We start from the raw sequence: 14,811 nt of genomic DNA, 5'->3' as shown, positions 1-14,811 counted from the left end.
CTTTAAAATTAAAAATTAATTTGAAAATTCTATCAAAAGTTTGCTAAATAAGGCTATAATTGCAACAATTTTATTATTCAAAATTGTTTAAGAAAGGATTATTTTGAAAATAGTAAAAATCTTTTTAGCGCCATTTGATTTTATTATGAAGTATTTTAAGGCATTAGTTTTATTGCTTATTGTATTTTTAATTTTTGCACCCAGTTTTAAAGAAAGCGAGAATCCTGCAAATGTGGCAAGGATTGATTTAAAAGGTGCAATTTTGCAAAGCGATAGTTTTTTGGAAGAAATTACAGAATTGGAAAATAATCCTAATATCAAAGGAATCTTGCTTGTAATTGATTCTCCAGGTGGTGCAATTGCTCCAAGTGTAGAAATATCCCAAACCATTAAACGCATAAAAAATAAAAAGCCAATTGTTGCTTATGCACAAGGTTCTATGGCTAGTGGTAGTTATATGGCAGGTATGTGGGCAAATAAGATTGTTGCAAATAGTGGCTCAATGATTGGCTCTATTGGAGTTATTCTTAATGGTGTTGATGTTAGTGAATTAGCTGAAAAACTAGGCATTAAAACACAGATTTTAAAAGCTGGAATCTACAAAGAAGCAGGGACTTTTATGCGTCCTTGGAATAAGCAAGAAGAAGAAATGTTAAGAAATCTAATCAATGAGCAATATTGGCTATTTGTCAAGGAAGTGGCAGAAGCAAGAAAATTGGATATCAAAAAAGAAAAGGATTTTGCACAAGGGAAAATATTGAGTGCTAATAGTGCTCTAAAGCTTGGATTAATCGATAGTGTAGGGGGGATTTATGAAGCACAAAATACACTTTTTGAGCTTGCTAAGATTGAAGAACCTATGTGGCTAAAAAAAGACAAAATGGATTTATACCTTGAAAGAATCATCGGTGAAAATGTTTCACTTGGCATTCAAAGAGCTATTTATGGATTGTATGTAGAAATACTAAAGGGGAATTAATGCGGTTTGTTTTAAAGATTCAAACTCCAGATAAAAAGGGTTTAATTGCAAAAATCACTCAAGTTATTTTTCAATTTGATTTAAATATTTTGAAAAATGATGAATTTGTAGATAAAGAATACAATGTATTTTTTATGCGTAGTGAAGTGGAGGGTGAGTGTGAAATAGGGGAGTTGCACAAAGCTATTCAAGAGATTTTGGGAGAGGAAGCGCAAATTGAAATCACACAATGCACAAAAAAGAAAATCATCATTCTTTGCACAAAAGAAAGCCATTGTTTGGGGGATTTGCTAATACGCTATGATAGTGGAGAATTAAATGCGGATATTTTAGCCGTTATTTCTAATTATGATACCTTAAAGCCTTTGTGCCAAAAGTTTGATTTGCCTTTTATTTTTATTAGCCATGAGAATCTAGATAGAGAAACTCACGAAAACAAAGTTATTGAAGCAATTAAGCAATTTTCTTGCGATTATATTGTGTTAGCAAAGTATATGCGGATTCTTACTCCCCATTTTGTAGGAATGTTTGAAGGCAAAATTATTAATATTCACCATAGCTTTTTACCCGCCTTTGTAGGTGCAAATCCCTATAAACAGGCTTATCAAAGAGGCGTGAAAATTATTGGAGCAACAGCACATTTTGTCAATAATGAGCTTGATGAAGGCCCTATTATTTATCAAGATATTACAAAAATTCATCACGCAATGGATTGGAAGGAAATGCAAAAACATGGTAGAGATGTAGAAAAGATTGTCTTATCTAAAGCCTTGAATCTCGCATTAGAAGAAAGAATCTTTGTTTATCAAAATAAAACTATAGTGTTTTAAAATGCAAAAGCAAATTATTTTTTCTATTTTGATGGTTATTGCAATGATATTTTGGGGAAGCTCTTGGCCGAGTGGAAAAATACTTATTCAATATACAAGTGCAGATATTGTGGCGTTTTGGAGATTCTTTTTTGCATTTTTGGCTTCTATTCCTCTTATCTTGTTTTTAAAAATTTCTTTGAGGATAGATACTAAAGCTCTAAAAATACTTGCTATTGCCGCGGTTTTAAATGGAGTTTATTCAATCTTGTTTTTTATCGGTTTAAATTATGGGAGTGCAGGGAAGGGCGGAGTTCTTGTAACTGTTTTGATTCCTATATTTACTTATTTAATTGCTTATAGGATATACAAAAAAGATTCCCAAAGAAAGATGAAAGGCAATGAAATTTTGGGATTAGCACTTGGAATTTGTTCTGGGATTTGTTTGCTAAATTTGGGGAGTGTAGCAGAGCTATTTGGGAAATTTAATACTCTTTTCTTATTGTGTGCATTAGATTGGGCTATTTTAACGCTAGTGTGCCAAAGACTTCGCATACACCCATTGGCAATTAATTTTTATATCACGCTTTTTACAATCATTTTATATTCGCCATTGTTTTTATTTCACTCTAATATGCTTGAAGTGTTTAGCTATGATGGGAGATTTTGGTCAATGCTATTTGTAGCTGCAGTGCTATCTACTGCAATTGGGACAAGCATCTATTATGTGGGAATTTCAAAACTTGGGGCAACCAAAGCTAGTTCATTCCAGCTTTTGGTTCCTGCAACTGCTCTTGGAAGCAGTTTTGTGATTTTGGGAGAGATTCCTAGTGTTTTGACAATTTTTGGAGGCATTCTTGCTATTATTGCAACCTATCTAATCAATCTCTATAAGCCAAAAATCAAAACCTCTCATTCTAGCGATTAAAATTAAAAAACTTGTTTAATCAGCTCATCGCCTTTGTAAATAGCAAAAGTCTTAGAATCTCCGTTTTTATAAAGCAAAACAACCGGATATTCTTCTTTGGTGTTTCCTTGTTCCATTCCCGGACTTCCTATTGGCATTCCCGGAGTTGAGATTCCAACTACATCTTTGGGCTTATTTTCCAAAAGCCAGTTAATCGCACTAAGTGGCACATGTCCTTCTACCGCATAGCCTTCAATTACTCCTGTGTGACAACTTTGATTTTGTGGAGCAATTTTATACTTTTCTTTGATAGCCATAAAATCATCGTTTTTGTGGTGAGTGACTTTATAGCCATTATTTTGCAAATAATCTCCCCATTTGATACAACAACCACAAAATGGGCTACTATAAATATCGACTTCTTTGCCAAACATACAAAGCGGAGCCATTAAAGCCGCAAAAAGCATCTTTTTTGTTTTATTTTGCATTTTACCTTCCTTCTAAAAATAGATAAAATCTTAGCATAATAAAGTAAATCAATGGAAATATAGATAAAAAATATTGATATTTTAAGGGGGGGGGGGACTCTCTGTTACTCTAACTTTCAATAAATTTTCCCAATGATAACAGCAATTGCGTAGATTCTGCAAAAGGCTGCAAGCAATATCAACTTTTTTGTAATTACTAAATATGTTTTTTTATTTAATTCAAACTATGAAATGAGTTTAGTTGATTATCTTGCAAAATAATAGTTAAAAAGTTGGTGGAGTTTTCTAAAAGCCACTCCGCTAAAATGGCTTTTAGATTTTATAGATTTAAGGTTACTTTTAGCGGAAGTGGCATAAAATAACTTTGTTTGAATATTTAATTGATTTATCTTAGCACTTCACTGCTAGGATAAGCAACAACAAAACAATTAAAACAAGAATCATTTCTGCCATATCAACCTCCTTTTTTCAAGAAAGCCGACTAACCTTAAATCCACTTAAATTATACAACAAATAACCTTAAGAGAACTTCTAAAATAACAATAAATTGGGTATTTTTGCGATTTATAAAAACAAAGAATAGATGAAAAACTAAAGGAAAGTAAATAAATAAGGTTTAATACTAAGAGGGAGATACTTATCGAAAAAAAGGGAGGGGTTCAATTTTTGGCTTTAGGATAAATAGAATAAGTGGCTATTTAGTATAGCCATTTATTAATAAATACCTTCTGATTTATCATTAAACCTGCAATATTTTTGTCCTTTGTTTTTGCCTATCGTTTGAATGTTGCAAGAAATCCACACTAATCTAAAATCTTTATCATCTTTATAGAGGAAAACCATATCATTATATGAGGCGTCTTTTGGATAAAGCACTGCATTGCTTTCAAGTCTATTTATAAAATCTTGTGCAAATCTATAAGATTCTACTCCTGTTTGCAAAAAGGAGGCTGTTTTTAAAGATTCATAGTGGTAGGGCTTATAATCAAGGTATTTCTTTTGTATTTCACTTAATCCGAATTCATAAAGCTCTTGATTCCAACCTCTATCGTTTTTCATTTCTACCAAATTATTTCCACCACACGCCACAAATAAAATTGACAATCCAGCTAATGCCAAAGTTTTAATACTTTTCATTTTCTTTCCTTTTTTAAAAATTTATTTTTGTTATATAAAATTATAGCATTTTTTTTAAAATATTGTAAAGATAATATTTATTTATAATAAAAATTAACTAAATAATAATCAAATAAATATCAAATATAAAAATATCTTTCAAAAAGATTTTTTGCAAAAATAAAGTTTAAAAAATGCTTGTAATATCGTGGAGTAGGTTATTGTAGTTTTTAATATAGAGTTAGGTTTATTTATAATTGTATTGGTGAAGCTAATTTCCTAGTAGAGTTTGGTTATCGCATTAATATTGATGAGTTTGTAAGCAGTTTTTGAGATTGGAAAGAGACTAAAAACAAAAAAGGACTAGGAAAATTTAAAATTCCTAGTAGCACTTGCTAATTAAAATGCAAAGCAGTATAATAATGCACAAGATGCTTGTGAGTATCTTATTTAGCTTCAATTTTTCTCCTTTCTATTGAATTTGGGTGATAGACAATATTGTCTTTAATTGTAGAAAGATAATTTTTCATATGGTTCCTTTTTATAGGTTAGATTGCAAGACTTCTTTATCCTTACATTTTACTTAAAACTACCAAGAACGTTTCTTATTTCTACACTCACAAAAAAAGTTTGAAAATTATAGTTTTCAATACAAAATATAGAGTTTTTTGCTATAATTGCAACCAAAGTTTAAAAATTAATAAAACTTAATTTTATTTAAGGAACCGATAATGCGTTATCCAATTGATTTTAAAGATGATTTTGCACAAAATCTCTTATTTTGGATTGAGCGATTTGTTTATAGCAAACTCAATAGTCTTTCCAATCATCAAGTGCAAAACAAAAAAGATATTATTTTGGCTTTGAATGCCTTGCGTAAAGGTGCAAAGAGCATTCAAGAACTGCAAGAAATTTGCAAACAATGCAGGAATGCTGGATTAATCGGCATTAATACTTATTTTACTCCTTTGATGAAACTCTATGAATATTTGAATTATCTTGGTTTGGCTTCTTTAAAGGAAGTCGATGAGGAAATGTTAAAAGAGTTTTTGACAATTCACACAAGCTCACTTTCTGATGCAACAAAGAAAAATTACCGCATTGCATTAATTAACTTTTTTGGCTTTATTGACAAGCAAAACGAAGATGATGATAGCACTTCTTATATTTTTAGAATCGAGCTAAAAAATTGGGGTGGATTGCGTGGGAAAAGTGGTCAAAAATTGCCTTCTTACATGAATGAAGAGGAAGTGCAGAGATTTTTAAATGGAATTGAAACTTATCCCTTTAAACATCAAGATTTGGGTGCTAGAAATCGATTATTATTAAAAACCATCATTTATACCGGGATACGCGTGGGAGAGGCTTTGAATCTCAAAATCAAAGATATTATGTTAGATGGAGAATTTTATGTGATTCAAGTGAAAGGCAAAGGCAATAAGCCCCGCGTAGTGATGATAAAGGCGAAAAATATTCATAGTGATTTTGGGGCTTGGATTAACTCTCGTCCTTTGGAAGTAGAAAATGAATTATTGTTTTGCAATCACAAAGCCAAAAAACTCACACAAGCTTATGTTAGCCGCATTGTAGAACAAGTCTTGCTTACTAATGGAATCCGCAAAGAAAAAAATGGCGCGCATATGTTGCGACATTCCTTTGCTACCCTGCTCTATCAAAAAAGTCAAGATTTGGTGCTAGTCCAAGAAGCCCTAGGGCATGCAAGTCTAGATACCTCAAGAATCTATACGCATTTTGACAAGCAAAAACTCAAAGCAACCACAGAAATAATGTAAAATATATTATAATTTCATCTTAAAACTTCAGATTTAAAGGATATTTGTGGTACAACAAAACTCTTCTAATAAGCGGGGGGGGGGGGCATTTAGCACCTTTTTAGATAACAAAAAGCGTTGGTTGCTTTCTTTGGCTAAAAATAGAAAACAACATGAAAAACTTAAAAAAGCACTACAGAATGCAGAAACTAAAACCACAGCACTTGAAAAATCTCTCGAAAGCCTCAAGCAAGTTTCTAAACAAAACCTGCAAACAATACAGATTTTACAAAATACTTTGCAAAATGCAGAATCTAAGATTCAAAACTTAACCCAACAAAACACGGATTTAAAAAATACAAATGAGGCTATCAAACGCAGTAATGATCAAACTGCAAGACATTTGCGAAAGCTTACTCCACAACCATTTTTACAATTAATTGAAATCCACTTAGCTGAATCTTGCAATTTAAACTGTTTTAGCTGCAGTCATTTCTCGCAATTAGCTCCTAATGAAATGCCAAATATTCAATCCTATGAAAAAGAGATAAAAAGATTGAGTGAAATTACTAATGGTTTGGTGGGTAGATTCCACCTTATGGGTGGCGAACCACTTTTGAATCCTAATTGCAAAGATTTTTTTGCTATTACACGCAAATATTTTCCAAATAGTGCTATTTGGCTTGTAACTAATGGAATCTTATTGCCCAAACAAGAAACAAGTTTTTGGGAATCTTGTAAAAATAATAGAATTGAAATTCACCCTACTAAATATCCCATTAAAGTAGATTGGGATTTGATTAAAGCAAAGTGTGAAAGCTATGGGATTCCTCTAAAGTTTTTTAATAATGAAAATGTAGTCAAAACTTCAATGAAGTTTATTTTAGAACCAAAAGGCAATATTGATGCTTACAATAGCTTTATAAATTGTGGTATGGCAAATAATTGTGTGCAATTAAGAGATGGGAAACTTTATCCCTGCAATATTGCTGCAAACATTGAATTTTTTAACCAAAAATTTAATCAAAATTTACAAGTTATAGATTCTGATTTTATTGATATTTACAAAGCCAAAGATTATACAGAGATTTTACAATTTTTGGCTAAACCTATTCCATTTTGTCGTTATTGCAATGTTGCAAAATGGCGTAGTATAGGAGAATGGAAAACTTCTAAAAAAGAGATTGGGGAGTATTTGGAGTAAGAATTGCCCCTCCCCTTACCTCTTGCAATCCCAAACTCTTTGCAAATGTGGAATCACAAGGGTGATTTATAGCCTATCTTTAATCAAAGCTCTAAATGTGATTTACCCTCTTTAGCTGCGTTTGAGCTGGATTGCTTCTTGCATAAGTTGATCTGCTGTGGTGATAGATTTTGCACTCATTTGATAACCTCTTTGATAAACAATCAAATCTGTTAAAGCAGTCCCTGTATCTACATTGCTAGTTTCAAGCATATGATCTAGCACTTGCCCATATTTCAAACTTGCAGTGCCTGTCTCTTCCCATGCAAGAAGTGGCGGTCCGCTCACAACTGATGTTTCACCATTAATAGTCATTGCATTCATCTCAAAGAGATTCCCACCCACTTTGCTTAAACCTTGATCATTGACAAAAGCAGCAATCCCTATTCTCCCGATAGGTTCAACTTTGCCATTAGTGAAATTTACCAAAATAATACCATCTTCATTAATAACAATATCATCCATAATTCCAGATTCTGTGCCATCTTGTGTTGCGGATTTGAGTGCAGAATCTGTATAGGCAAAATTGCTAGAGCTTTTGCCATCATCGCTTTGGGCTAGATTTACCTGAATGCTTCCACCTTGAAACTCCACTGCAAAAGGTGTAGCATTTGCACTTCCATCAGCATTGAAAGATATTTCGCTAAGCACTGGATTTTGACTAATCATCGTCTTGCCTGTGCTGTCATAAATCGCACTTCTTACTTCCCATCTTTCATTAATCGGTGGAGTAGCTGTTTGGTCGCCTTGCTCAATAAGAATGTATTGATTTTTTAGGATAAATTTCTCGCCTGTATCGCTATATACTTCTGTGTTAGTTTCATAAGCGGGGACATTAAGTTGAGTGCTATCCAAAGAATCAGACATCAAGATACGCCAACCACTTGAATCTTCTGAAGGATTGGTATTCCCTGCCCCATTCACTTTTTGATACAAAATACCATTTAAAGTTACCATAGCATTTTCTTGATAATTATTCCCTGCTTGATATTCCGCTATCATTCCTTTGGTGTTTTCCCCAACTTCTATCCATGCTTGTGTGTCTTCAGCTGGATTTTGTGGCACAAGCTCCCCTGTCTCTGGGTCTTCTACCATAGTGATTTCTTCTGCACTTCTTTGATAAACTCTTCCTTCATAAACAATGAAATCACCCTCTAAATATTCTTGATTTTCTTGGTAAGTGGGGACTTTAGTAGAATCTACAAGATTCCATGATTCTGGATTGTCAATTGGATTGCCAAGAGCCTCCCCTTCCCCATTTTTTTGGAAAATCATTCCTTGATAATTAACATAATCTCCATTTTGATAAACTGCATTTTCTTCAAAAGTCTTAATTTGGGAAGTAAAAGCACTATCTAATATTTCATTATTTGTGCTTAATCCTAATTTTTCTGCTAATCTCCCGCTAATGCTTACATTCATATTTTGCATAGAATTATTGCTAAGATACAAAGAGCAATCGCTTGGATTTCCATTTTCATCAAGCTTTAAAGCCAAATCAAGCCCAGTTTGCTCTTTAATCAAATCAATAAGCTCCCCTACACTCTTAAAGCCATTTGCACCCGTATCCCCATAAGTAAAAGTATGGTTTGTCGTAACGCCATTTTGCTCAATGCTAAAAGTAATATCTTTGTAGTTTTTTGCATCTAGCAACTTTCCACTAGAATCCATGAGGGAATTAATATCTTGTGCAAGGAATTTTTCCATACTAAAATTACCATTTATATCTTGCAAGGCAGTAATTCCTTTTGCATTTTGTGTGCGATTGAGATTGACTGCGAGATTTACTTCTGTTGTAAGTGTAGGCTGATAATGCAATTCTTTTGGTATTTGGATAGGCTCTAGCACAGATCCTCCAAGATTAGCATAATCTTGTTGTAGATTGTTTGTGCCCGTGAGTGTGCCATCTGCTGCAATTTTTCCAAGATTGATTCCATACATATAATATCCACTTGAATTGACCAAATATCCTTCTCCATCCAAACTAAAAGAACCATCGCGAGTAAAATAGTTTTGTTTGACATTGTAGTTTGGATTGTTGATGTCAAATTCACCATTTTTGTTTAATCCAACTACAAACCAACCCTTGCCGCTATAAGCAACATTGAAATCCCCATCTGCACTTACATAAGTTCCATCATTAGTATTAATAGCATTTGAGCCAAGCGTAACACCATAATTATAGTCATTTGCAACGGGGGAATTAGAATTAACATAATTTAAATTCGTTGAAAATAAACTTTTAAATTCTGGAGTATTTGCTCTAAAACCGGTTGTGTTAATGTTTGCGATATTATTTGAAGTTACATCAATTCCAACTTGATGAGTCTTAATACCGCTAATACCGCTATAAAGTGAGCCTACCATTTCAATCTCCTTTAATTGGAACTATCAGGCAATTGAATGCCTTCTCCGGTTTTCTTATAATAAGAAGTTACATAAATAATTGGCACGGTTAAATGATCCCCTAATTTAACATAAGGCACTCCCGCATCAAACAAAATACTTTGCACTTCTCCTCTACCAAGCTGCGTTTCTTTGTATTGATTAGTAGTAGAATCTAAGTTATACTCAGCTTTCACAGTATAATCTCCATTTGCCACAAATTTGCCTTTACTATCCCTTGTATCCCATTCAAACTCCACATAACCTTCTTTGTTAAGGTAGATATAATTTCCTTCCTCATCTTGGGCAGCTAAGTCAATTTCGCGAATAACATTATTGTCTTTATCGGTGATTGTAATCTTTGGTTGCCCTTTGGTTGGATCAATAGGCTCATCAAAATAAAGCTCAAAATCAATGGCTTCATTTTTCTCTACCTTTAAAGCTGTATAAGGAGTTTCTGCGATATTTCCTATCATACCCACAGTGTTGTATCCACCAATAATACTACTATCTTGGATACTTCCAGCTAAAACCCCCATAGTTTCTAACATTTTTTCTTGTGTTTTAATTAATTTTTGTTGTGCTTCTATGGTTTTTTCATTAGTTTCTTGCATCGATTGCATAGTCGTTGTCATTTGCTCCATAGCATTTTTCATTTGGGTTTGTGCTTCTACTTGTGTTAGCTGAGCAGTTTGGGTTAAAATTTCTTGTGTTTCCATAGGAGCTGTGGGATCTTGATTTTTTAGTTGCTCTAAAAATAATCGCATAAAAGCTTCTGTCCCTAAGCCATTGTTATCCTCTTCCTCGTCTTTTATAATCGGTGTATCTCCGGGAAATATACTATCAGTGCCATCTGTGCTAGAATCTCCAGAGCTGCTACCAGAATTCCCAGAAGAACCACTTGAATTATCTGTCGAGCCACTTCCAGAATTGCCAGTTGTGCCTCCTGTGCTATTATCTGTATTAGTGGAATTATCTGTGGAAGTATCGGTGTTGTTTTGTGTTGAATCGCTGCTTGTATCACTCTCTCCTGTTCGAGATTGTGCTGTTCTAGCTGTTGCATCTGCTGTATAGTTAAGATAATTGTTGCTACTTGATATTGTCATCTTTTACTCCTTTTTAGGCATAATAAGAAAAGCTTAAATCTAAATGTGAGATTTCCAAATTAGATTCTTCAGCTTGTTTGTAAATATACAAGCCATTTTCGTTCCTCTTTTGGTGTTGATTAGGATTTTGTTGTTGAGAATTTCCAAAATTTCCTCCATTATTTTGGGAAAAACTATTTCCACTAGTGTCCTTAAAATCCATTGTTACCTCATTAAAGCCTACATTATTGAGTTGAATTTTAAATTCTTGGGCATTTTGCATAAAAAGTTGCAAAGCTGTTTGATTAGAACCGATTTGTATATTGACTTTATCTCCCATTTTGGTAATAGTAAGCTCTACACTGCCCAAATTTTCAGGATTTAGCTCCAAAGAAATTTTGGTAATGGGTGGCTTGTAGTTTTGAAGTGCGTCTCTAAGCTTGTCACTAAAATGCAAGAAAGTGTTTTTTGGATTAAAAGATTCAAAGCTTTGATTTTGAATGCTAGTTTGATAAATTTCTTGGTGTATTTTATTGTTTTTTTCTTTGTGGTCTTTGCCCTCTTCAATTTTAGTTATTTGCGGAGCTTGTTTGCTTTTTTGAGGGGTTTCTATTTTGAGCAAATTATCCAAAAAACGCTGTTCATCACTCTTTTGCATTTCCTCTTTTGTTTGAATCTGATTATCAGAATATTTTTGTATCATTTCTTCTTTGGCATCTTGCTTGATTGAGGTGTATTTGTCTTCTTGTTTGGTAATTTTTGAAGAGTTTTTGTTCTTATCCTCTTTGCTTTCTTTATCTTCTTTGATTGTTATTGGATTAGTGATTGTTTGAGATTCTGTTGGTTTTGTGTTTTTGCTGTTTTTAGGTTCTATTTCATTATTTTTGCTGGATTGAATTTTGGTTTCTACTTCTTCTGGATTCAATAAAGCTTCTTTGGGCAATTCTTTGTTTTCTTGTATTGAGTTTGCAGTATTTTTTGTTTCAGCATTAATATTAGTAGAATCAGGCTTGTTTGATTTGATTTTTTCTGCTTGGATTTCTATTGAGGCTTGTTTTATTGTGCTTTGATTTTTTGTTTCTTCTTTTGGTGTTTTGGTGGCAATTGAATGATTTTCTTGTTTTTCTACTTTTTTATCTTTTGATTTTATTTCAACCGATTTTATTTCAAATTGGGGATTTTCACTCTTGACTTCTTTGGGATTGATGTTTAATTCCTTGGTTTCCTTAGAATCAAGGGTATTTTTAGAATCTTTTTTGGTAGTGGTTTTTAGATTGTTGGATAAAATTTCATTGGTTGGACTTTGGGTTATTGTCTCTTTTTTGTTATTTTTTTCTTGTATGGTTGCTTGTTGAGGGTTTTGTTTTTTGACTTTTTGTTGTATAAAATCTTTATCTTGCAAAATGGCATTAAAGATATTGTCAGTTTTGTTTTGTTTAACTTTTGATTGCTTTTTTGTAGAAACTAAAGAAGCTTGAGGGATAATCTCTTTTAAAGGAAGTTTGTCCTCTATGGCTTTTTCCTCCACTATTGTAATTTTTTGTAAATTTAATTGCATTTTATTGGACAATTCCACAATATCTTTGAGTGTTTTTGGAGTATTTTGAGCTTTGGTAAATTCTAATAATTCTTTAGGATTCTGAGGACTTTGAGGGATAGTTTCTTGCTTGGTTTTGATTGCTTTTTGTGTGTTGTTGTTGTTTTGGTTTAGAGATTGCAATGTTTGATTTTGGTTTTGCTTAATTGCTACAAAATTTTCTGCCACAACTTCTTTTTTGGAAGTTTCTTCTTTTGTGAATGTATTTTTGTTTTCTTTTGATGACAAAAGAGCGTCTGCTTCTTTTTCTTGAGGTTTTTTTGAGGTTTGTTTTTTGTCGCCTTCTTGAGCCAAAGAATCTTTAGAATCTTTTTTCTCCACTTTTATATTGGATTCTTTTTTTGAAGTTTGATTACTTAAAAGATTGAAAATTTCTGCAAAATCACTTTTTTCTTCTTGAATGCTAGAAATATCGGACTTTATCGCACTTTTATGGTTAATTTTTTCTACATCTAAAAAAGGTATCATTTTTGAATTAAACTCTTAAAATAAAATTTCTATATGGAATATAAAGCAAATAGTATTCCATATTTAATTATCAAATTTTCTACTAATTTTTTAAAGAATTTTATAATCCTTTCTTGAGTAGAATTCCAAAACTTTTTTATTTTTATTTTTACAAGGAAGTTTATGCAAGAAATTAGAAATATTGCAGTTATTGCACACGTTGATCACGGAAAAACCACTTTAGTTGATGGGTTGTTAAAGCAATCGGGGACTTTTGCAAGCCACGAACAAATTGATGAGCGTGTAATGGATAGCAACGATATAGAAAAAGAGAGAGGAATTACTATTCTTTCAAAAAATACAGCTATCCGCTATAAAAATACAAAAATCAACATTATCGATACTCCCGGACACGCAGATTTTGGAGGTGAAGTCGAGCGAGTTTTGAAAATGGTTGATGGAGTTTTGCTTTTGGTTGATGCACAAGAAGGGGTAATGCCACAAACAAAATTTGTTGTAAAAAAGGCTTTGGCTTTAGGGATTCGCCCTATTGTTGTGGTAAATAAAATTGATAAGCCTGCTGCACAGCCTGATAGAGTGATTGATGAAGTTTTTGATTTGTTTGCTGCAATGGGTGCTAATGAAGAGCAATTGGACTTTCCTGTCGTATATGCTGCTGCAAGAGATGGTTATGCAATTAAAAATTTAGAAGATGAAAAAAAAGACCTAGGACCACTCTTTGAAGCAATTTTGGAATATGTGCCATTGCCAAGTGGAAATAAAGAAAATCCTTTGCAAATTCAAATTTTCACTCTTGATTATGATAATTATGTAGGAAAAATTGGAATTGCTAGAATCTTTAATGGTAAAGTCAAAAAAGGCGAAAATGTAATGCTTGCAAAGAGCAATGGAGAAAAAATCACCGGGAAAATCACAAAACTTATTGGCTTTTATGGCTTAGCTCGCACAGAAATTGATGAAGCACAAGCGGGAGATATTGTCGCTTTGGCAGGATTCCATTCTATTAATGTAGGGGATTCTATTGTAGATCCAAACAACCCTATTCCGCTTGATCCTATGCACTTAGAAGAGCCAACAATGAGTGTAAATTTCGCAGTCAATGATTCTCCATTAGCCGGATTAGAAGGCAAGCATGTAACAGCTAATAAGCTTAAAGAGCGTTTAGAAAAAGAAATGCAAACCAACATTGCTATGAAAATAGAAGAGCTTGGCGAAGGAAAGTTTAAAGTAAGTGGTAGAGGTGAATTGCAAATTACAATTTTGGCAGAAAATCTAAGAAGAGAAGACTTTGAGTTTAGCATTTCGCGTCCTGAAGTCATTGTCAAAGAGATTGATGGGCAAAAGTGCGAACCTTTTGAATCTCTAGTTATTGACACTCCACAAGATTATTCTGGAAGTGTAATAGAAAAATTAGGCAGACGCAAAGCAGAGCTAAAGGCAATGAATCCTATGGGAGAAGGTTATACAAGATTGGAATTTGAGATTCCAGCACGAGGGCTTATTGGCTATCGTAGCGAGTTTTTAACCGATACCAAAGGCGAAGGCGTGATGAATAATAGCTTTTTGGAATTCCGCCCCTTTAGCGGTAATGTAGAAACTCGCAACAATGGAGCATTAATTTCTATGGAAAATGGAGAGGCTACTCCATTTTCTTTGGGAAATATTCAAGAAAGAGGAGTATTGTTTATTCCACCACAAACAAAGGTTTATGTAGGAATGATTATTGGGGAGCATTCAAGAGAAAATGATTTGGATGTTAATCCTATCAAAGCAAAACATCTCACAAATATGCGTGCAAGTGGCAGTGATGATGCTATTAAGCTAACTCCTCCTAGGGATTTAAATTTGGAGAGAGCATTAGAGTGGATAGAAGAAGATGAAATCTTGGAAGTTACTCCAAAAAATATTAGAATTCGCAAAAAGGTGCTTGATCCAACACAAAGAAAAAGAAAAAGCAAATAA

Annotated in this window: 11 protein-coding genes; 6 read left to right on the top strand and 5 right to left on the bottom strand. The window is 33.1% G+C overall.

Features of this window, described 5'->3' with window-relative positions; genetic code table 11:
- Positions 1-103 precede the first annotated feature (103 nt).
- From sppA to JJQ98_RS05435, 3 genes are read left to right on the top strand one after another with little or no spacing between them, the layout of a single operon-like run.
- Entirely contained in the window at positions 104-979 is an 876-nt protein-coding gene (gene sppA / locus JJQ98_RS05445) for a signal peptide peptidase SppA (RefSeq protein WP_104719060.1), read from the top strand.
- Positions 979-1,809, top strand: a complete 831-nt coding sequence (gene purU, locus JJQ98_RS05440) for a formyltetrahydrofolate deformylase (RefSeq protein ID WP_054195021.1) — start codon at positions 979-981, stop codon at positions 1,807-1,809. The genes sppA and purU overlap by 1 nt, the downstream gene beginning before the upstream one ends.
- 1 nt (position 1,810) lies before the next feature.
- Entirely contained in the window at positions 1,811-2,716 is a 906-nt protein-coding gene (locus tag JJQ98_RS05435) for a DMT family transporter (RefSeq protein ID WP_065826326.1), read from the top strand.
- Positions 2,717-2,718: 2 nt separating this feature from the next.
- Here JJQ98_RS05435 and JJQ98_RS05430 read toward each other — a convergent pair whose 3' ends face one another.
- On the bottom strand, positions 2,719-3,183 hold the full coding sequence (locus JJQ98_RS05430) for a DUF411 domain-containing protein (RefSeq protein WP_115056750.1): 465 nt from the start codon (positions 3,181-3,183) through the stop codon (positions 2,719-2,721).
- Between the two features lie 714 nt (positions 3,184-3,897).
- The gene (locus JJQ98_RS05425) at positions 3,898-4,320 is read right to left on the bottom strand and encodes a hypothetical protein (RefSeq protein ID WP_151104582.1); all 423 of its coding nucleotides are present in this window, start codon (positions 4,318-4,320) and stop codon (positions 3,898-3,900) included.
- Between the two features lie 710 nt (positions 4,321-5,030).
- On the opposite strand from JJQ98_RS05425, the gene JJQ98_RS05420 reads away from it, so the two are divergent.
- Positions 5,031-6,092 carry a tyrosine-type recombinase/integrase gene (locus JJQ98_RS05420; protein WP_054197771.1) on the top strand — a complete coding sequence of 354 codons (1,062 nt, stop codon included), beginning with the start codon at positions 5,031-5,033 and terminating at the stop codon, positions 6,090-6,092.
- A 46-nt stretch (positions 6,093-6,138) separates the two neighbouring features.
- Complete coding sequence (locus JJQ98_RS05415) at positions 6,139-7,275, top strand: radical SAM protein (RefSeq protein ID WP_210670786.1); 1,137 nt, start codon at positions 6,139-6,141, stop codon at positions 7,273-7,275.
- Between the two features lie 111 nt (positions 7,276-7,386).
- Here JJQ98_RS05415 and JJQ98_RS05410 read toward each other — a convergent pair whose 3' ends face one another.
- From JJQ98_RS05410 to fliK, 3 genes are read right to left on the bottom strand one after another with little or no spacing between them, the layout of a single operon-like run.
- A complete protein-coding gene (locus JJQ98_RS05410) occupies positions 7,387-9,681 on the bottom strand; it encodes a flagellar hook-basal body complex protein (RefSeq protein ID WP_151104584.1) in 2,295 nt (764 codons plus the stop codon).
- An 11-nt stretch (positions 9,682-9,692) separates the two neighbouring features.
- Positions 9,693-10,805 carry a flagellar hook assembly protein FlgD gene (gene flgD / locus JJQ98_RS05405; RefSeq protein ID WP_151104585.1) on the bottom strand — a complete coding sequence of 371 codons (1,113 nt, stop codon included), beginning with the start codon at positions 10,803-10,805 and terminating at the stop codon, positions 9,693-9,695.
- A 13-nt stretch (positions 10,806-10,818) separates the two neighbouring features.
- Positions 10,819-12,849: a flagellar hook-length control protein FliK gene (gene fliK, locus JJQ98_RS05400; protein WP_151104586.1), complete on the bottom strand. Its 2,031-nt coding sequence runs from the start codon at positions 12,847-12,849 to the stop codon at positions 10,819-10,821.
- A gap of 162 nt (positions 12,850-13,011) precedes the next feature.
- Between fliK and typA the strand changes: the two genes are divergently transcribed.
- Positions 13,012-14,811, top strand: coding sequence for a translational GTPase TypA (typA, locus tag JJQ98_RS05395; RefSeq protein WP_054195001.1), 1,800 nt, complete (start codon positions 13,012-13,014; stop codon positions 14,809-14,811).

The organism is Helicobacter pullorum NCTC 12824 (genome assembly GCF_017979475.1).
GTDB lineage: Bacteria > Campylobacterota > Campylobacteria > Campylobacterales > Helicobacteraceae > Helicobacter_D > Helicobacter_D pullorum.
Note: the sequence above shows the minus strand (reverse complement) of the source record. Positions and strands in the feature narration are given on the sequence as shown.

Coding starts and splice junctions, on each gene's coding strand:
- JJQ98_RS05420 (WP_054197771.1), top strand. CDS start 5,031: ATGCGTTATCCAATTGATTTTAAAGATGATTTTGCACAAAATCTCTTA.
- flgD (WP_151104585.1), bottom strand. CDS start 10,805: ATGACAATATCAAGTAGCAACAATTATCTTAACTATACAGCAGATGCA.
- purU (WP_054195021.1), top strand. CDS start 979: ATGCGGTTTGTTTTAAAGATTCAAACTCCAGATAAAAAGGGTTTAATT.
- JJQ98_RS05410 (WP_151104584.1), bottom strand. CDS start 9,681: ATGGTAGGCTCACTTTATAGCGGTATTAGCGGTATTAAGACTCATCAA.
- JJQ98_RS05430 (WP_115056750.1), bottom strand. CDS start 3,183: ATGCAAAATAAAACAAAAAAGATGCTTTTTGCGGCTTTAATGGCTCCG.
- JJQ98_RS05425 (WP_151104582.1), bottom strand. CDS start 4,320: ATGAAAAGTATTAAAACTTTGGCATTAGCTGGATTGTCAATTTTATTT.
- fliK (WP_151104586.1), bottom strand. CDS start 12,849: ATGATACCTTTTTTAGATGTAGAAAAAATTAACCATAAAAGTGCGATA.
- typA (WP_054195001.1), top strand. CDS start 13,012: ATGCAAGAAATTAGAAATATTGCAGTTATTGCACACGTTGATCACGGA.
- JJQ98_RS05435 (WP_065826326.1), top strand. CDS start 1,811: ATGCAAAAGCAAATTATTTTTTCTATTTTGATGGTTATTGCAATGATA.